Genomic DNA, 18,348 nt, shown 5'->3' on the forward strand with positions numbered 1-18,348 from the left:
TTCTGAAAATGCGACACGCACCAAATAGGACGGGCCGTACCCAAACCCCATGGGATGGAGGCCCATGGGGTGGAGGAACGGCCCATCAAAGGCTCAGTCACGCGCGGTCAGGCATTGGTCCCTTCAGCGGGAACACGCTGATCTGAATAGATCACCAGGGGCTTGGCGCCTCCGTCGACCACTTCCTTATTGACCACGACTTCCTCGATCCCATCGGTTCCGGGCAAATCGAACATGGTATCCAGCAAAATGCCTTCCATAATCGACCGCAGCCCACGGGCACCGGTCTTACGGGCGATGGCCTTCTTGGCAATGGCCCGCAAGGCGTCTTCCTTGAACTCAAGGGACACACTCTCCATCTCGAACAGCTTCTGGTACTGCTTGACCAGGGCGTTCTTGGGAGAGGTCAGGATGTCGACCAAGGCATCCTCATCCAGGTCGTCCAGGGTGGCCAAAACCGGCAACCGACCCACGAATTCGGGAATCAGCCCGTATTTCAACAAATCTTCCGGCTCCACGGCCCGGAGAACCTCTCCGGTTTGACGGGTTTCCTCGTCACGCACGTCTGCACCGAAACCAATGGACGACCCCTTGCCGCGCGACGAAATGATCTTTTCCAGACCCGCGAAGGCGCCACCGCAGATGAACAGGATATTGGTGGTGTCCACCTGCAGAAATTCCTGCTGGGGATGCTTCCGACCACCCTGGGGCGGAACGGAGGCTACCGTGCCTTCCATGATCTTCAGCAGAGCCTGCTGCACACCCTCCCCCGACACGTCGCGGGTAATGGAAGGGTTATCGGACTTGCGAGAGATCTTATCGATTTCGTCGATGTAGACGATGCCACGCTGGGCCCGCTCCACGTTGTAGTCCGAAGCCTGCAGCAACTTCAGAATGATATTTTCCACATCCTCGCCCACATAACCGGCTTCGGTCAATGTTGTGGCGTCGGCCATGGTGAAGGGCACGTCCAGAATACGGGCCAGAGTCTGAGCCAGCAAAGTCTTGCCACAACCGGTGGGTCCCACCAACATGATGTTCGACTTGGCCAGTTCCACTTCCCCATTCTTCGCCGAATGGGACAGGCGCTTGTAGTGGTTATGAACAGCCACTGACAGCACCTTTTTCGCGTGCTTTTGGCCGATCACATAATCGTCCAGAACGCCCAGGATCTCCTTGGGCGAGGGCACGCCGTCGCGGGATTTGACCAAACTGGTCTTATGTTCCTCGCGGATGATGTCCATGCAGAGCTCGACGCATTCATCACAGATGAACACCGTCGGCCCGGCGATGAGCTTGCGGACCTCATGTTGGCTCTTTCCACAGAAAGAGCAATAGAGGGTATTCTTCGAATCACCGCCTGAAGACTTCGACATCTCGTACAAACTCCTTCGTCTTCCCCGGCACGGGTCCCAAATCCACCCGCGCGTCACGCCCTAACCCGCCGGAGGTCCGGAACCCGGCTTGGTCTCGCCGGTTCCGTTTGGCCCTGACGCGATACCATGAAAAGAGGGCTTAATAGCTTTCCAGGCACTTGGCACGTCAATAATGGGCATGTTAGCCGGTCACGGAAGTTCCACACAATGGCAAAACGGCCTTTTCTCCCCGAACCGTCACACCAATTCGTCCGGTCAACCGGCCCCCGGCTCGCCCAAGGGCACGAGATGGGGGCCTAAGACCTTCCAAACACGAAAAGCTTTAGTCCTTGGACTTATCGTCAGCCTCGTCGGCGTCCTTGGGACGGCGCTCGACGATTTCGTCGATCAACCCGAAGGACTTGGCTTCTTCAGAGGTCATATAGTTATCACGGTCCATGGCCTTCTCGATCGTTTCGAGGGGCTTGTCGCAATGTTTCACATAGATCCGGTTCAGACGCTCGCGCAGGGCCAGAATCTCCCGAGCCTGGATCTCGATATCCGCAGCCTGCCCCTGGAACCCTCCTGAGGGTTGGTGGATCATGATCCGGGCATTAGGGGTGGCGAAACGCTTTCCCGCTTCGCCCGCACAGAGCAGCAGGGATCCCATCGATGCCGCCTGACCGATGCACAGGGTCGACACAGGGCTGCGGATGTACTGCATGGTGTCATAGATGGCCATGCCACTGGTCACCACACCACCGGGAGAGTTGATATAGAACGCGATATCCTTGTTGGGATTCTCCGACTCCAGGAACAGGAGCTGGGCGCAAATCAGGCTGGAAACCCCATCATGCACCTGACCGGTCAGGAAAATAATCCGTTCCTTCAGCAGACGGGAATAGATGTCATAGGACCGTTCCCCACGGTTGGTCTGCTCCACCACCATGGGAACAAGGGTATTGTTGAAAACTTCGATCGGATCACGGTCGATCATGGGCTGGTCTCGCTATCCCTTGGCGGGGAGCGCCCCAATCTGCGAACGGTCGACACCAACTCCCGCATCCCTTCAAGATGCATGACTTGACGCAACCGTAGCTTTGGGACCTCCCTTACTGTGAACTGACTTGGCCGGAATTGGCCGACGGACTGGAAATCCCGGGGGGAAGAAGGCCGCGAACGGAACCGGTCGGGGAGAGCCGGCCCAAGGGGTTCGCGACAAACGCGGCGGGACCCGTGGACCTACATAGGTCGTTCGCGCCCCCCCTGTCCAGAGGCACCGTTCGACACCCCTTGATCAAAGGCCTCTACGTCAATGGAAAGCCCCGCCAGCTCTGGGCTGGCGGGGCTTCCAAATTTGGGAACCCGGAGGCCGAAAAGGGCGAAACCAGCCCTCCTCGGAGCTCTCCTCGTCCTTTTTGGCGCGAGTCTTCTTGGCAGCCTACTTCTCGGACGTGACCTCGGCGGCGTTCGCATCCGGATCAGCCAGAAGGGCATCCACGTCGACGGGCTTGTCGGTCACCTTGGCCAGTTCCAGGATGAAGTCACAGACCTTATCCTCGAACACCGGAGCACGCAGGCTCTCCATGGCCTGGGGGTTGTTGCGGTAGTAGTTGATAACCGCAGCCTCCTGACCAGGGTACCGACGCATTTCGCGCATCAGGGCCTTATTCAGATCTTCCTGGGCAACATTGATTTCGTTGCGCTGCCCCACTTCGGCGAGCAGCAGACCCAGACGAACCCGACGCTCGGCAATGGAGCGGTATTCGGTGGTCAGCTCTTCGTCCGACTTGCTAGCGTCCTCGTCCTCCAGGCTCCCTTGCTCTTTGGCCTGCTGGAGTTGCTGCCAGATGCCATCGAACTCGGCAGAAACCAGCCCTTCGGGCACTTCAAAGCTGTAGGCATCGGCGAGGGCGTCAAGCAGCTTGCGCTTCAGCTTGGCCTTGGAGACCTCGTCGTATTCGCCCTGCAGGTCACCGCGCACGGCTTCCTTCAGTTCGTCGACGGTTTCTTTGCCGAACTTCTTGGCCAGCTCGTCGTCGAGCTCAGGGAGGATGGCCTGCTTCACCTCCTTGACGGTCACCTCAAAGGCAACCGGCTTTCCAGCCAAGTTCTCGGCGGGGTAATCCTCCGGGAAGGAAACCTCGACAGTCTTGGCGTCGCCGGCCTTCAGGCCGATAAGCTGCTCCTCGAAGCCGGGGATGAACGAGCCGGAACCCAGCTCCAGATCATAGCCTTCCGCAGCGCCGCCATCGAACGGCTCGCCGTCCAGCTTGCCCAGGAAGTCGATATTGGCCATGTCGCCAGTCTCGGCCACCCGACCTTCAACAGCTTCATGGGTCTTGCTCCGCTGGCGCAGATCCTCAAGGGCCTCGTCCACCTTCTCGGCGGCCACTTCGGCCACTTCGCGCTCCAGGGCGACGATGGAGAAGTCCAACTCGCCAATCACGGGCAGGACTTCGACGGCCATGGTGAACTCAAGATCCTTGCCAGCCTCGACCTCACTGACGAGATCGATGTTCGGCTGCATGGCGGGCTTCAGGGCATTGCTCTCGATGACCTCGGTGATGGAGTCTTGAACTGCCTTTTCAAGAACTTCACCGAGGACGTTTTTCCCGTAGCGCTGGCGCATCAAGGTCATGGGCACCTTGCCGGGCCGGAAGCCGGGCAGGCGCACCTGATCCTTGAGCTCCTCCAGCCGCTGGGTGGTGCGGGTGTCGATTTCCGTCGCGGGGATGACGATTTTATATGCCCGCTTCAGGGATTCATTGAGGGTTTCGGTGACCTGCATCGGCTGATCTCTAACGACCTTGCGTGTTCAAGGCGGCGAGCCGTGACGTGGGTACCGGTCTTCCACATCGCTGCCGCAACTATACCAGAATCCAGATCACCATGCCCGGACGGAGCGGCAAATGGGACACGCGGTCCCTCTGCCTTCCCAACCTAGGATCAAGGGGGCACGCCACAGAAGCCAGCGCGTTTTGATCCAACGGTCTTGCATGATGACCCGACGTTCGACGGGCCGCCCAAAAACGGACGCTGTCCGCAGGGCGGAAATTGAGACGCCTTTTCCGACATCCATTTGGGATCTCGAAAAGGGTGACAGTCGACTCTCCGGCGACCCCAATCAATTGGTCTCCAGAGTATTCGAAACACGCGGACTGACTCGCGCCACTTTCGGAAACCGAGGGAGGCGCCAGCAGGTCCGGCATGAAACCGGCGCCGTGTGTGAGACATGGTGCGGGCGGAGGGACTTGAACCCCCATGGCTAAAGCCACTGGTACCTAAAACCAGCGTGTCTACCAATTCCACCACGCCCGCATATGTCGTCCTTACCGACGGCAAGCGCGCCTTATCCCACAGCACGGCGCAGCTTGCAAGGGAAACGCTTCTCCCCCTTGAATACCGTCCTGGAAGCGGCTCTTGCCGAGATGAGGGTAAAGGGAAGTCCCCCCACACACGGATGACAGCCCCGGGTTTATCCCTTGGCCAGAGCCCTGACTGCGGGACTCGCCGCGATGGTCGCCTTGTCCTGATAGGCTTCGTGATTCCGCTCGATATCGTCAAGCTTGTACAGGTAGTTCACCATCATTCCAACGGATTGGCGCAGGCCATTGCTCGACAGATCCCCCCGCCAATTGATCCGCTCCACCCGCGCGCCATTGGTCAGATGGAAATGAGCCACCGGATCCAGAGCGCGCGCGATCCGACCCCGATCCGGATCCGCAGGGCGGCGTTCCTGGATCAGATATCGGGCACAAAGGCGGGTCAAGGGGGCCTTCAGAGCCTCCTCCGCCTCGGCATCATCAATCCACGCGCCCTCTTCCACCAACCGTTTGAGGGTCCCCTTCGGTCCGGCCTCACCCGTGGCTTTCAACCCCTTCCGTTCTGCGGGCAACAAGAGGGCCTTGTCCCCCTGGGCCAATCGCTCCTCCAGCCACCGGCGGAAACCGGGCACGGGAGACAGGGTGGAAAAGGCCTTCAAGCCTGGCAATTCACGGCGCAGGGTTTCCACCACCCGTTTGATGAGGAAGTTGCCGAAGCTAATCCCCGCCAGCCCCGCCTGGGCGTTGGAGATGGAATAGAAGATCGCCGTATCCGCTGTGCTGGGATCCAGAACCGGCGCCTTTAAATCCAAAAGATCGCCGACCCTTTCGCTGATACCATGGACCAAAGCGACTTCCACGAAGATGAGCGGCTCGTCGGGCATACGCGGGTGCACGAAGGCATAAAGGCGCCGATCCCGATCCAGCCGGTTCTTCAGATCCTCCCAACTTTGAATGGCATGGACGGCCTCATAGGTGATGATCTTTTCCAGGAAGGCCGCTGGGGATTGCCAGGTCACCTGCTTCAGCTCGAGAAAGCCCACGTCAAACCAGGCGGCCAACAGATCCCGCAGATCCCGTTCAAGACCCTTCAGGGCTGGATCGCCCGACATCTGACGCAACAGTTCCCCCCGCATATCCACCAAAAACTTCACCCCTTCGGGTAGGGCATTAAACTGGGTCAACAGGGTCCGGCGGGGCGCCACCAAGGTCCGACGCAGGCGGGCCTCGGCCCGATCAACGACCTCCGGATCCGCGTCGGCTGGCAGATCGGCCAGGGCCCGGGCCGCCGCTTCAATCCGGCCCCGGTTCGGGGCGAATTCCGTGGCGAGCAGAGTGAGGAACCGCAATCTCCCCACCGGCGAAAGGGCCAAATAGGCCCGCCCCAGGGCTGCGGCCCGGGACCGGGCTGAGACTTCGCCCCCCTTGCCTTCCAGACAATCATGAAGCTGACTGCGGACGCCATCCATCTCCCCATCGGGGAGATCCGGGGACAGGTTTTCCAGAAACGGTCCATTCCGGGACCAGGGAATGTCTCGCCACAGGCTTGACAACCGGGCCATGAGCCCCGGCGAGGCTGGTACCGCGTTACTTGTCATCGTCTTGTAACCTCAGCATTTTTCTCTCTTGCTTGGATGACGGAAACACGTTGGCCCCGATCGGGTCAAGCTCTCCCGCCTCATACCTGCCCTTCTGACTTCCCTTGAGCATCGAGCGGAAAAGTGGGGGCCGGTTTTCCGGCCCACGCGATGCTCAACCTGTTGTATCTAGAGCTTGCAACACCTTAGGTAGGGCTTCGGGCAGGTCCTCGGCGATCAAGCCTGGCCCAACATTCTGGCCCGCCGCCCCATGGAGCCATGCTCCGGCGCAGGCGGCCTCGAAGGCGGGCATGCCCTGGGCAAGCAATCCGGTCACCATCCCGGCCAAGACATCCCCACTGCCCGCCGTGGCCAGATCCGGCGGAGCGTTGGCGGTGATAGCCGCCCGACCGTCCGGCGCAGCGATCACCGTATCTGCTCCCTTGAGCAGAACCACCATGCCTCCGGCCCGGGCTGCGGCGCGGGCTCGGGTCAGGCGGTCGGCGGACGGATCACCCCCACCCGCCTCCGTTCCGCCGAACAGGCTGGCCCATTCCCCGTCGTGGGGCGTGACAACACAAGGAGCGGCCTGGGGACCGGCCTGGGGACCGGTCAGGGCTTCGCGCAGCTCTCCCAAGCGCCCGGACAGGCTGCTTAGGGCGTCGGCGTCGAGCACCAGCCCCCGACCCGAACGGGCCAGGGTCAGGGCCAAGTCGGCAGTTTCCGATCCACGGCCATATCCTGGACCGAGGAGATAGGTCGATTTTCGCCGATCTGCCAGGAGGGTTTCCACATCCCCGTCCCGATCAAGGGACCAAACCATGGCTCCGGGCTGGTCTCCAGCGTAAAGGGCGAAGGCCTCTTCCGCACAGGCAATCGTCAGCAATCCCGCCCCCACTCGGCGGGCACCCCGGGCGGCGAGACGAGCCGCGCCGGTCATTCGCGCCCCGCCCATCACCACAGCATGACCCCGCTGATATTTATGCCCCGCCACCCTCAGCTGCGGCAGACGCCAGAGCCCTGGGGTATTAGCCGCGCAGTCGGGGGCCAGGGGGGCGAGCACCGACTCCGGGATCCCGATATCGGCAACAACCAACTCACCCAGCAGAGTCCGCCCGGGCAGGAGCAGGTGGCCAGGCTTGGGGCAGAAAAAGGTGACGGTCAGGGCGCAGGGCGCCGCAGCCCCGAGAACCTGACCGGTATTCCCATGCAGGCCACTGGGCATGTCCACCGCCACACAAGTCAACCGCCCCTCCTCCACCCCGCGGGTCAGGCGGGTGATCACCTCAAGGGCTGCGCCTTCCAAGGAGCGGGCGAGCCCAGCGCCAAACAGGGCATCGATCACCAGCAGATCGGGGGGACACCGGATGGAATCCAAGGCCGAGGGGTCCAGGGGCTCCTCGGGTCCACGCCAGAGATCGCGCATCACTGCAGCGTCACCGGTTAACCGCTCTGGATCCCCCAACCCCATCAAACGTACGGACCACCCTTTCTTCGCCAACAGGCGGGCCACGACATAACCATCGCCGCCATTGTTGCCCGGGCCACGTAGCACCAGAACCGGACGGCGTTGCCAACGCGCACGGATTTCCCGAGCGACAGCCCAGCCCGCTGCGGCCATCAAGGTGGGTCCGGAAACCCCCGCAGCCATGGCAGCTTGATCTGCGGCCCCCATGCGCGCCACATCCAACAGGTGAACCGGATTCTTACCGGAAAAACGCGTATCGGTCATGACGTACCTGCTCCCACGGAAAAGTCCGAACCTTGCCGTATTTCGTGGTTCCCACAGGCGACCTCACGCCGTCGGCGTGACAACGGGAAGCCAGATACGGTGTCGTTTACAGACTACCCATTGCGGGTGAGCCCTGACAAGCAACACAAAATCTGCCCCCTCCCCCGCGCAGACACAGATAAAAGAACAAGTTTCCGCAAGGGGGCATGATTATGCACCGTTTCCTCGAAAATCCGGAAAACCTGCTTCGCAGTTTCTGGGCTCTGCCCGGACCCGCAAAGGGTCGCAGACCCTTTGATCCCAAATGGGGGTCCGGGGCCTCAGGCCCCGGTTGGGGGGCGGGGCAAAGCCCCGCGTTTTCCGGCTTTTCAAGGAGACAGAGCATAATGCAAAACAATCCACAATTATTAATTGACGATCTTAATTTACAACACTTTAAAGATGCAGTACTTCTAGTATGTGGCGTTCCAACATAAAATGTCTCCTTTTTGGCGAATTCCTAACTCCGGAGGAAAACACAATGCCCACTGCGACAGTAGGAAACTTCACGATCACCTATACGCTTAGAACAAATGCCGACCCGCACGCAGATATTCAGTTCGGAATGGATTTCACGGTGACTCAAACAAAGTCTCCACTGCCACTCAGCCAGTTAATTTATCCGGCGACAGCGGTAGGTACCAATATCCCGGGCAGATGGAATGTCGACAATCATTTGAAACCTTCTCCGGATTCCGCTTGCCTGATCTTCAATGGCGCCACAGGAGGTACCATAACCGACATACCAACTGAGATAAGCAGGAGAAACAACGGAGTACTGAAAACTAAATTCTCCGTATACAGGGTGGATACTGGAAAAAACACTGTTTATATGGATGGAGTTACGTTCGGTTATTCCATCGACACGGGTGCCACCAATCCGGAAACAACATTCACCGGGTTTACAAAAATCCGCCTGCCAAACGACCAAAAGCAAGTCATGCTCGCTCAGTGTTCGGCAGCCAAGTTCGCATAAAGCAAGCGGTTCCAGGCAAGTTTCTCCGACGAAACGCCCGTTCGTCGGAGGAATTGTCTGTCTTCGTGACCCTGATGTCCTGCAGCCAATTTTGAGGCGGGTCATAAAGGGCGAAGCCAGAGTCATACCAACGGGTTTCGTCTCCTGAATTTCCCATGAGTGCATCCTTTGCCACAGTGTCCACTGGGCCTGGGCCGCAGCGGAAATTGCCCCGACGTCCAGCAGACAACGCGAATCATCTCCCCCGAAAAACGCACAGAAGCCGTGACAGGCTTGCTCCCACGGCCCGAAGGCCCTATGCCCTGGATCAAGCTTCGTCGGTCATGGCGGCATGAGGACGGAAAACCGGGACCCGCCTTTCTCATTCTGACCGAAAAACGAATCCCGCCAAAGGCAATCAAGGAGCGGAGACGGTGACGGTATTGGTGCTGGGAGCGGGCTTGATCGGAGTCACCTCCGCCTATTTCCTGGCCAGGGCGGGCGAGAAGGTCACGGTTGTCGACCGCCAGCCCGGACCGGGACTGGAAACCAGCTTCGCCAATGGTGGGCAGATCTCCGCCTGCCATACCCAGCCCTGGGCCCATCCCTCAACCCCGGCTCTGGCCCTGCGATGGCTGGGACGGCCCGATGCTCCGCTGGCCATCCGCTGGAGCCGCTGGGATCCGGCGCTCTGGAGCTGGGGACTGCGCTTCCTGGCCAATTGCACCACCGGGGCCTATGACCGGAACATGGAGCGGGCAGTCCGACTCGCGCTGTATAGTCGTGCGACTCTGAAAGCCCTCCGTACCGAACTGAACCTGGACTACGACCAGAAGACCAAAGGCATTCTCAAGATCTATCGGGATCCCCGGGACTATGAGAAGGGGCTGACAGCCATGGCCCGAACCGAAGAGTGGGGTCTCCACCAGACAGCCCTTGATCCTGCCGCATGCGTGGCCCTGGAACCGGCCCTGGCACGGTCTGAAAATCTACTCGTAGGGGGCATCCTGGCCGCCGAGGACGAAAGCGGCGACGCCCATCTGTTCACCAAAACCCTATTCGACAAGGCCAGGGAGTTGGGCATCACCTTCCTAGGAAATCACGCCATCCTTGGCCTGGAGTCCTCCGGTCGGAAAGTCACCGGTGTGGTCACGGACAAGGGCCTTCTGCGCGCCGACCGGGTGGTTCTAGCCCTGGGCAGCTATTCCCCTTTCCTCGCCCGGACCGTTGGCCTGCGCCTGCCGGTTTATCCGGCGAAGGGCTATTCCCTCACATTGGACGTTGCAAATCCCGCCGCCGCACCGGAAATCTCCCTAACGGACGAGGGTCAACGCATGGTCTATTCCCGCCTGGGACATCGTCTACGGGCTGCGGGCACGGCAGAGCTCACTGGCTGGGACACGACCTTAACCCAGTCCCGGGTTGACCTGATCATCCGCGAAGCCCAAGCCCTGTTCCCCGAAGCCGGAGATTACACGACGGCAACGGCCTGGTGCGGCCTCCGCCCTAAAACGCCCGACTCCGCCCCAATCATTGGCGCTGTTCCAGGCCTAGATAATTTCTACCTCAATACAGGCCATGGAACATTGGGTTGGACGATGGCTTGCGGCTCTGGAAAGCTGCTTTCAGCCCTATTGACACAAACAAATCCCGAAATTGACGCAAAAGGGCTTGGAGCCGGTCGATTCATGGGATATCGGTAAAACTGGATCTAATACTCCGCCGATCGCGCGGAGGTTTTTGTGTTTTATTGAGATGCGTGAGGATCGCCATTGAGGCGATTCCACAGGTTCGGCAGGAGCGGTTCCATCAATGACTACCCAGGACGCCAAGACGATCGATGGCCTGAAGGCTGAGCTCTCGCGCCTTCGTGAAATGCTTAGTATCACCGAGGATAACCTCAGGACCAGCCAGGACGAGGTCATGCGCCTGTCGACCATGGACAGCCTGACCGGCGTCCTCAATCGACGCCATTTCATGGATATCGCCGACCAGGAAATCAGTCGGGCGCGCCGGTACAAGCGTCCCCTGGCCATTCTGGTCATCGGCGTGGACAACATGAAAATCACCAATGAGGTCCATGGCAGTGAAAAGGGTGATTTGGCACTGGAGGCCATGGGTGCCGCAGCCCTGCACACCCTGCGGACCACGGATTTCGTCGGGCGGACAGCCGGAGCGGAATTTACGGTAATGTTGCCGGAAACGGAGCATGACGGCTGCATGATCCTGGCCGAACGCTTGGTGCTTGAACTGGCTCGAGTGGCAGGAGAAGCCCTGAAAGGAGCCCCTCCCCTGCCCAAGGTCAGCATCGGTGCCACCCATTTCGTCCGCGAAGATGTGATCTTCGATACCGTTCACCAGCGTGCAGACATGTCCATGGACCGGGCCCGGGCCAACGGCGGCGACCGGGTTCTGTACATCAGTGCTGAAGAAGCAGAAAAGCTGGAAGCCTAAAGCCTTTTCCAACCGAACAAAATCGCGTCACAGCTTGGGTGCGCTTCCAGCAGTTCAATTCAGTGGCAAGCTATGGAAGCCTATGCTTCGGTCATTCATACCGTTGCCGAGGAAATGTCGAACATTTCTCTCCTTGATATCTGAGATCAATAGGCCTTCCAAAACATTACAGCACGTTCGAATATCTTCACTCGCTGTCCTCACTGTACACGACAGGGGATGTTTTCCCGTCACGGCGCTGTGCCCAGACCCGCAAAGGGTCGCGGACCCTTTGATCCCATTGGTAAAAAAATGAATGGGGGTCCGGGGCCTCAGGCCCCGGTGGGGGGCGGGGCAAAGCCCCGCGTTTTTCGGTTTTTCAAGGAGACAGAGTATAAAAGAAAATTGGGGCTTTGGCCGATCGCCCAAAAATATAAGACACTGTCCTGTACCCTGGCCAGCTTGACTCAAGCTGATCCAGTTTCACTCCAGGGATCGGCTGGCCTTTACAGTTGCGCGGGCTGTCACGGATCAGGCCCAGATTGGGGCGCCCCCTCCCGCAGGGGATGTTGGGCAAGCCCCCTTTTTCTCATATACCCTCTCGGCGAATATGGAATCGATACAAGGGCCCGTTGGGGGTTTCCTCGGTCGCTTTAGACACCAATTCATCCCCGGTTTGGGCGCAAAAGCTCACGAAATCCTTCAGGGATCCCGGATCGGTCGCCAGGATTTCCAGCACTTGACCCGCCTTCATGCGTTTCAAGGTCTTGCGCGCCCGCAGCACGGGCAAGGGGCAGCTCAATCCCCGGGCATCCAGGGTATCATCGATATTCTTGTCGGCTGTCGATGTGCTCACGGTTCTCGCTCTCCAATCATGCTTTTCGGTCTATGGCGGGTGCAATCGGATTCCTATATGAAGGGTAAGGGTCCCCCAAAACCAGTCGCAAGTCAGGCTTCAAGGAGAACACAGTTGTCCGCTATCACCGTCCATATGGTCGACCCCACCACGGTCCTGGAGTGGGTCAAAGAAGGCAAAGCCGTCGTTGTCGACGTCCGCGAGCCCCACGAATTCGCCAGCTTCCACATCGAAGGGGCAATCTCCAACCCCCTATCCCAGTTCAATCCAAACTTCTTGCCCGAGGGCGGCGTCGAAGACGACAAAAAGTTGGTCTTCCATTGCCAAAGTGGCGTGCGGTGCGGCCATGCTGCGGAAATGATGCGCCTGACCGGCTTCAAGGGCACCCTGAACCGCATGGCCGGGGGAATCGCGGCATGGCATCAGGCGGGTGGCCCTATCATTCAGGACTAAAGCCCTTCCCTTGCGTCCAGGCAACCTCACGAGTCCATTGAATTGTTGCAATGCAGTGACAGGTTTTCTTGTCTTCCGCCGATTCCCCGCCCATCATTTCCCTGAATAAAAAGCACGACCCAAACAACGGTCGGCTCACTTCGGGAGGAAATGGAGATGCTTGTTCGCTCCAACACGTCGGCTGAACACCGCACGAAGGAGGGATATTCCCAAGGCGACCAAAGGACATTCCTTGTGGTTGTCGATGATACGACGGAGCTGCGGGCGGCAATCCGCTTCGCCGCCCGTCGGGCCCAGAATACCGGGGGCCGAGTGGCCTTGATGTATGCCATCGCGCCAGCCGAATTCGACCACTGGATGTTCGTCGGTAATCTGATTCGGGAAGAAGCCCGAGAGGAAGCCGAGCACAAGCTCAATCGGCATGCCTCGGTCATTCGAACCGTCTGCGGCCAACTTCCCGTTCTTTATGTCCGTGAGGGGGAATGCAGAAAGGAGCTATTCAAGCTCATTGAAGAAGAGAAGGGGATATCCATTCTTGTTCTCGGCGCCGCAGACAACACTGACGATCCTGGCCCCCTGGTTCGTGACCTGACGGGACGCTATGCTGGTCGGCTAAGAGTGCCCATCACCGTCGTACCTGGAGGTCTGACCGACGCGGAAATCGACGCCTTGGCATGAGCGGGGGATTCAGCGGGTGAATGGCCCGAAACCGAGAAAGGAAGGATGCATGAACACTGGCAAGCGCATTCTCTTCTTGGGGCTGGGTCATCTTTGTGTGGCCCTCGGTATCATTGGCGCCTTCCTGCCCTTGCTCCCTACCACACCTTTTTTGCTGGTCGCCACCTGGGCCTATGGCCACGCCAGCCCGCGCTTGCGCCATTGGTTGTGGACCCATCCCCGCTTTGGCGCGGGGATTCGGGCTTGGCACGAACATGGCGTGATCGGTCGAAGGGTAAAAATCCTGTCCTTAAGCGCCATGACCCTGTCCTGCCTGGTCACTTGGCTGGTGACCGGCAACACTCTGGCCGCCTTGGGCCAGGGTATCATCCTGGCTTTCGTCGGGGTCTTCATCGTCAGCCGACCGGAGGCCCCGCCCCGCCCCGCAACTCCGAGCAATTCCTAAACGCGGATATCTTGTGTTGCGGTACTGGGATATCGACATGCTACACGACAGGGCTTCATGTTTTTTGGGCGATAGCCCAAGCCCATTTGACGGCCTGGGGTCTGGGGCCTTTCGGCCCCAGTGGGGGACGGGGCAAAGCCCCGTGACTGGAAAACCCCAGCTATCGTGTTCCTGGATCAAGCGGCGGCGCTTCCAAAGTACGGTGCGTCAAACGCACCGTACTTTAGTATAAGACCTATTCATCCAGACGTCGCTCCAACCCCTCCTTGGCGAGGCCAATGCTGTCCTGCAGGGCTTTAACCAAGGGTGCCAGAGTTGCCTGGTCGTCCGCTTGATCCTCAATAACCGTGGCAAGCAACTGGGCACGGGTGGCACCGAACTGACCGGCCATTCCCTTCAAAGCATGGGTTGCCCGGCGCAAATCCTCGGGCGATCCATCAAGGGATAGAGCCTCCACCTTCGCCAAATAGCGCTCCATGTTATCCAAAGCAGACCGAAGCAGGGGGCGAACCTTGTCCACTCCAACCTGATTAATCAATCCGTCCAGAATCGCCCCATCAAAGTCGGGGGCTTCCCTCCAGTTCGGGTCGGGCAACCGTAAGGGGTCTCGATCGGGAGGGGGCTGGTCTTCTGGATCAGGGGAGGGCTGGTCTGACGCCTTTTCGGGTACCGACTCCCTGCCCTTACTCACCCGATCAATCACATCGTGCAAACGCCCCCAATCCACAGGTTTTGTCAACAGATCTGTCAGCCCGCTGGACAAATAGCGATCTCGATCCTCTAGGCTCACATCGGCGGTCAAGGCAATGATGGGCAGGGTCTCCATCTCTCCCCCCATGGCACGGATCTGTCGAGTCGCCTCGGCCCCATCCATCTCGGGCATCTGCATATCCATAAGCACCAGATCGTACCGCCCCTCCTCCCCAACACTTTCCTCCACGGAGGCTTTCACACGGGCCACACCCTCGACGCCATTGCAAGCCGTATCGACCACATGTCCCGCCCGGCGCAGAACCGTAGCGATCAGCAGCATGTTGGTCTCATTGTCCTCCACCAACAGCACGTGACAGCCCTCGCCCTCCCCGGCCACCACCTCTCCCAGGGGCCAGGGCGATGGGCTGCTGTCGAGGGTAACCGACTCCCCAGGATCCCCCAGCGGCAAGGTCAGCCGAACCCAGAACGTCGCCCCCTCCCCCACCCGGCTATCGACGGAAATGACTCCCCCCATCATTTCTGCGAGACGCTTACAGATTGTAAGGCCCAGCCCTGTGCCCCCAAATTTTCGCGTGGTCGAGGCATCGGCCTGGGTAAAGGGGGTAAACAGGCGAGACATCTGTTCCTCACCCATACCGACTCCCGTATCCGTCACGGCAAAGGTCAGGGAGACCGCATCCCCGCCGGCGTCCTCCCAATTCAAAGACACGCCAATCCGCCCCCGCTCAGTAAACTTGACCGCATTGCCCACCAGATTGAACAGAACCTGACGCAAACGGGTTGGGTCCCCTCGGGTAACAAGATCCGTCGGGCGGTCACCAAGGACCTCCAATACAAGGCTCTTTTCCGAAGCCTTCGGCTGGAACAGCTCCACAACGTCGTCAACCAATTCCGCTGGATGAAAAGAGACAATTTCCATCTCCAACTGCCCGGCTTCGATCTTCGAAAAATCGAGAACATCATCAAGCAACCCCAGCAAGGTGCGGGCCGAGCGCATGAGCGTGCGGGCATAGCGTTCCTGGTCGTTGTCAAGATTCGAAGACAACAACAGATCCCCCATTCCCAAGATACCGGTCATGGGAGTACGGATTTCGTGGCTCATCACCGCCAGGAACTGGGACTTGGCCCGACTGGCGGTTTCCGCCTCCACCTTGGCCGCACGCAGGGCTTCCTCATATCGGCGCATCTCCGTAATGTCCGAATGGGTGCCAACCATACGAACGGCCTGCCCCCCGTCGTCCCGTTGCGCCCGCCCCCGATCCAGCACCCAGACGTAATGCCCCATTTTATGGCGGAATCGCAGGACCATCCGGTACTGCTCGCTCCGCCCCTCCAGATGCTTGACCACCTCCGCCCGGGTTTCCTCCAGGTCATCGGGATGGACAAGGGCGAGCCACTCCTTGGGATCCTCTCCAATTTCCCCGTCCTCATAACCCAGGATTTCCTTGCTGCGGGGGGACAGGTACAGGCGGTCCCGAAGCACGTCCCAGTCCCAAAGGCCATCGTCGGCCCCCCTAACAGCCAGGTCGAACCGCTCCTGAACCCTTAGAATCTCGGCCCTCGACCTTTCCAGGTTGCTCGCCAAATTCGACATTTCCCGCGCCTGGACTTCCAGCTTGTCATTGGCCACCCGCAGGGCCATTTCCCTTCGGCGGGACTGAGTGATGTCCATACAGGCACCCCGGTATCCCTGCATCTGACCATGGGGTCCCAAAACCGGGATACCGGACAGCAGCTGCCAGGAATAGCTCCCCTCGGGCAGGGGGGCACGGAAGGCAATGTCGGAAAAGCGGACCGCGCGCGCAGCCAGGGAACGAATAAGAGGCTCGACCCGCTCCCTGTCTTCCGGATGCATGATGGAAAACAGTCCACGACCGATCAGGTCCACGACCCCGATCCCCAACTGGTCGACAGCCCGACCGGTGATAAAGGTCAGAGCAAAGTTCTCGTCCACTTCATAAATGAGCTCGCCCACGGAATCGGTCACATCGCGGAAACGCTGTTCACTTTTGCGCAGGGCATCCTCCGCCTCACGCCGGTCGGTGATGTCCCGCAAAGTCACGAGCAGACGGGGGCGGCCACCATATTCAAAGGGAACAGCCTTGGTTTCAGCCAGAAAGCGCTGCCCCGTCTGCGGCACCCGATGACGGGTCTCCACCTGCCCCGCACCACTGTCTTTGACCTTTTTGAGAAAGGCGATGAAAGCCGATCCGGTCTCGGGTTCGAGCCAAGCAACCAATTTTTCTCCGGTCATGGTTTCCGCATCCATGCCGTGCATACGGAAGGCCGCCTGATTGCCGTCAATGACCCGGCTGTCTTCGTCCAGGACAAGTAACCCATCGGTAGCGCTTTCAAAAATCGCCCGATAGCGCCTTTCGCTTCGGCGTAAGGCCTCTTCCGCCCGCTTGCGTCCGGTCACATCGCGGTAGAACCAGACCCGCCCCCAGTGAACCGCCTCATCATCGGCCAACCCCCGGGAGAACCGTTCCAGGACCCGCCCATCCCACAAAACCACCTCAGTCCCCTCGTCGTTCAGCTCTGGGGACATCATCCGCCGCTCCACCTCCTGCATGAAGGCATCACCTTCCTTGACCATGGGTTCCAAAACCCGATGCAGCTCCCGCCCATCCCCATGGCCGGCCAGCGTCAGAGGAATGCGCCAGATATCAAGGAAGCGCTGATTCCAGGACATCACCCGCCAATTCTGGTCCGTGATCAGGATGCCGTCGGGCGAGGTTTCCCGCTGGGCAGCCAGAAGCACATTCTGTAAGCGGGTTCGGGACTCTTCCTCCCGCCGCCGCTCAAGCATGCGAAGCAACTTCCCGGTAACCACCCCATCGGCCGCCAGAACCACCAGCGCCAACAGGCCAACCATCACCATGGACCGGTACCAGGACGACAGGGCCTCATCCCGGGCAATGGTCACCATGATAATCAGGGGAAAGCCTTCAATCCGCCGTTCGGAATAGATGCGTATGATGCCATCAAGGGGTGATCTCAACTCGGCTGTCCGGCGGTCTACAATCACGCCGCGCCGGTTCACAATACTCGGGACCACCTGCCCAATGCGTACCCCCATTTCCGGAACCCGCACCATCAGGATGCCACTGGCATGGAACAACGCAACCGTGGCCGACTGATTTTCCAGGATCGCCCCATAGGCGTCGGCGAAGCTTTTCTGGTCGATCAGGGCCACCACCGCGCCGCCATAGCTCCCATTGGCCGTCATGATCGAATGACTGACAGCAAAGACCCACCGCCCACCATCATCTGGAGATCGGAACAGGGGAGAGATCACGGCCCGAGGTGAGTCCCGCAGGGCCGAGAGGGCCTTCGCCTCGCTGAAGACTTCGGTCCCGGACATGGGAAGGGGGCGTGTCCAATTGACCACGCGATCCGAGGCGTCCAGGATCAACATTTCCAGGATCAAATCGTTGCCATCGACCACCTGCCGCATCGCCGCCTGAACGTCGAAGGAAGAGCCCTGCCCCCCCTTCTGCGACACGGCGACTTCCGTCACGGAAGCCGAAATCCGTTGGATCACCTGCTCGGTAAAAGACTTATAGGTCAGGGCGAAACCTTGGGTGACCGCCTTGGTCCGCACGATCGAGTCTTGGAAGGAGGACCAAGCCCAAAAAGCAGCGAGGCCCGCAACAACCAGTCCGAAACAGACACCTGTGGCCAGGATTGTTCGACTTTCTCTATCGGCGAGTCGTCCCCTCGCTTCCCCTGATCGCACGTGGTTGTCCTCTTTGCCAGCGACAAGACGGGCTGTTCCGTCCTTG

General features: G+C 59.6%; 13 protein-coding genes and 1 tRNA gene. 6 read left to right on the forward strand and 8 right to left on the reverse strand.

Going from position 1 to position 18,348, the window contains the following annotated elements; translation table 11 throughout:
* Positions 1–107: 107 nt before the first annotated feature.
* The 6 genes from clpX to ACLIRY_RS03245 all read right to left on the reverse strand — a co-directional run bounded on the left by clpX (position 108) and on the right by ACLIRY_RS03245 (position 7,990).
* Positions 108–1,376 (reverse strand): ATP-dependent Clp protease ATP-binding subunit ClpX, encoded by a 1,269-nt coding sequence (gene clpX / locus ACLIRY_RS03220; RefSeq protein WP_413203891.1) that lies wholly within the window; start codon positions 1,374–1,376, stop codon positions 108–110.
* Between the two features lie 322 nt (positions 1,377–1,698).
* Positions 1,699–2,352: an ATP-dependent Clp endopeptidase proteolytic subunit ClpP gene (gene clpP / locus ACLIRY_RS03225; protein ID WP_413203892.1), complete on the reverse strand. Its 654-nt coding sequence runs from the start codon at positions 2,350–2,352 to the stop codon at positions 1,699–1,701.
* A gap of 444 nt (positions 2,353–2,796) precedes the next feature.
* Positions 2,797–4,146 carry a trigger factor gene (gene tig, locus ACLIRY_RS03230; protein WP_413203893.1) on the reverse strand — a complete coding sequence of 450 codons (1,350 nt, stop codon included), beginning with the start codon at positions 4,144–4,146 and terminating at the stop codon, positions 2,797–2,799.
* 445 nt (positions 4,147–4,591) lie between these two features.
* Positions 4,592–4,676 (reverse strand) — tRNA-Leu (locus tag ACLIRY_RS03235).
* 157 nt (positions 4,677–4,833) lie between these two features.
* Positions 4,834–6,279, reverse strand: a complete 1,446-nt coding sequence (locus ACLIRY_RS03240; RefSeq protein ID WP_413203894.1) for a malonyl-CoA decarboxylase — start codon at positions 6,277–6,279, stop codon at positions 4,834–4,836.
* A 154-nt stretch (positions 6,280–6,433) separates the two neighbouring features.
* Complete coding sequence (locus ACLIRY_RS03245) at positions 6,434–7,990, reverse strand: NAD(P)H-hydrate dehydratase (protein WP_413203895.1); 1,557 nt, start codon at positions 7,988–7,990, stop codon at positions 6,434–6,436.
* Between the two features lie 520 nt (positions 7,991–8,510).
* Between ACLIRY_RS03245 and ACLIRY_RS03250 the strand changes: the two genes are divergently transcribed.
* The 3 genes from ACLIRY_RS03250 to ACLIRY_RS03260 all read left to right on the forward strand — a co-directional run bounded on the left by ACLIRY_RS03250 (position 8,511) and on the right by ACLIRY_RS03260 (position 11,438).
* Positions 8,511–9,005 (forward strand): hypothetical protein, encoded by a 495-nt coding sequence (locus ACLIRY_RS03250; RefSeq protein ID WP_413203896.1) that lies wholly within the window; start codon positions 8,511–8,513, stop codon positions 9,003–9,005.
* A gap of 413 nt (positions 9,006–9,418) precedes the next feature.
* Positions 9,419–10,687, forward strand: coding sequence for a D-amino acid dehydrogenase (locus tag ACLIRY_RS03255; RefSeq protein WP_413203897.1), 1,269 nt, complete (start codon positions 9,419–9,421; stop codon positions 10,685–10,687).
* A 109-nt stretch (positions 10,688–10,796) separates the two neighbouring features.
* Entirely contained in the window at positions 10,797–11,438 is a 642-nt protein-coding gene (locus tag ACLIRY_RS03260) for a GGDEF domain-containing protein (RefSeq protein WP_413203898.1), read from the forward strand.
* A gap of 568 nt (positions 11,439–12,006) precedes the next feature.
* Here the strand turns inward: ACLIRY_RS03260 and ACLIRY_RS03265 are convergent.
* Complete coding sequence (locus ACLIRY_RS03265; RefSeq protein WP_413203899.1) at positions 12,007–12,273, reverse strand: sulfurtransferase TusA family protein; 267 nt, start codon at positions 12,271–12,273, stop codon at positions 12,007–12,009.
* 114 nt (positions 12,274–12,387) lie between these two features.
* On the opposite strand from ACLIRY_RS03265, the gene ACLIRY_RS03270 reads away from it, so the two are divergent.
* The 3 genes from ACLIRY_RS03270 (at position 12,388) to ACLIRY_RS03280 (ending at position 13,849) form a co-directional block, all read left to right on the forward strand.
* Positions 12,388–12,726, forward strand: coding sequence for a rhodanese-like domain-containing protein (locus tag ACLIRY_RS03270; RefSeq protein ID WP_413203900.1), 339 nt, complete (start codon positions 12,388–12,390; stop codon positions 12,724–12,726).
* 156 nt (positions 12,727–12,882) lie between these two features.
* On the forward strand, positions 12,883–13,404 hold the full coding sequence (locus ACLIRY_RS03275; RefSeq protein ID WP_413203901.1) for a universal stress protein: 522 nt from the start codon (positions 12,883–12,885) through the stop codon (positions 13,402–13,404).
* Between the two features lie 49 nt (positions 13,405–13,453).
* A complete protein-coding gene (locus ACLIRY_RS03280) occupies positions 13,454–13,849 on the forward strand; it encodes a YbaN family protein (RefSeq protein WP_413203902.1) in 396 nt (131 codons plus the stop codon).
* 235 nt (positions 13,850–14,084) lie between these two features.
* Here ACLIRY_RS03280 and ACLIRY_RS03285 read toward each other — a convergent pair whose 3' ends face one another.
* Positions 14,085–18,302 (reverse strand): PAS domain S-box protein, encoded by a 4,218-nt coding sequence (locus ACLIRY_RS03285; RefSeq protein ID WP_413203903.1) that lies wholly within the window; start codon positions 18,300–18,302, stop codon positions 14,085–14,087.
* Positions 18,303–18,348: the final 46 nt, after the last annotated feature.

The sequence above is a fragment of the Rhodospirillum sp. A1_3_36 genome (genome assembly GCF_047263945.1).
In the GTDB taxonomy this organism is placed as follows: Bacteria; Pseudomonadota; Alphaproteobacteria; order Rhodospirillales; family Rhodospirillaceae; genus Rhodospirillum.

Coding starts and splice junctions, on each gene's coding strand:
- clpX (WP_413203891.1), bottom strand. CDS start 1,376: ATGTCGAAGTCTTCAGGCGGTGATTCGAAGAATACCCTCTATTGCTCT.
- clpP (WP_413203892.1), bottom strand. CDS start 2,352: ATGATCGACCGTGATCCGATCGAAGTTTTCAACAATACCCTTGTTCCC.
- tig (WP_413203893.1), bottom strand. CDS start 4,146: ATGCAGGTCACCGAAACCCTCAATGAATCCCTGAAGCGGGCATATAAA.
- ACLIRY_RS03240 (WP_413203894.1), bottom strand. CDS start 6,279: ATGACAAGTAACGCGGTACCAGCCTCGCCGGGGCTCATGGCCCGGTTG.
- ACLIRY_RS03245 (WP_413203895.1), bottom strand. CDS start 7,990: ATGACCGATACGCGTTTTTCCGGTAAGAATCCGGTTCACCTGTTGGAT.
- ACLIRY_RS03250 (WP_413203896.1), top strand. CDS start 8,511: ATGCCCACTGCGACAGTAGGAAACTTCACGATCACCTATACGCTTAGA.
- ACLIRY_RS03260 (WP_413203898.1), top strand. CDS start 10,797: ATGACTACCCAGGACGCCAAGACGATCGATGGCCTGAAGGCTGAGCTC.
- ACLIRY_RS03275 (WP_413203901.1), top strand. CDS start 12,883: ATGCTTGTTCGCTCCAACACGTCGGCTGAACACCGCACGAAGGAGGGA.
- ACLIRY_RS03280 (WP_413203902.1), top strand. CDS start 13,454: ATGAACACTGGCAAGCGCATTCTCTTCTTGGGGCTGGGTCATCTTTGT.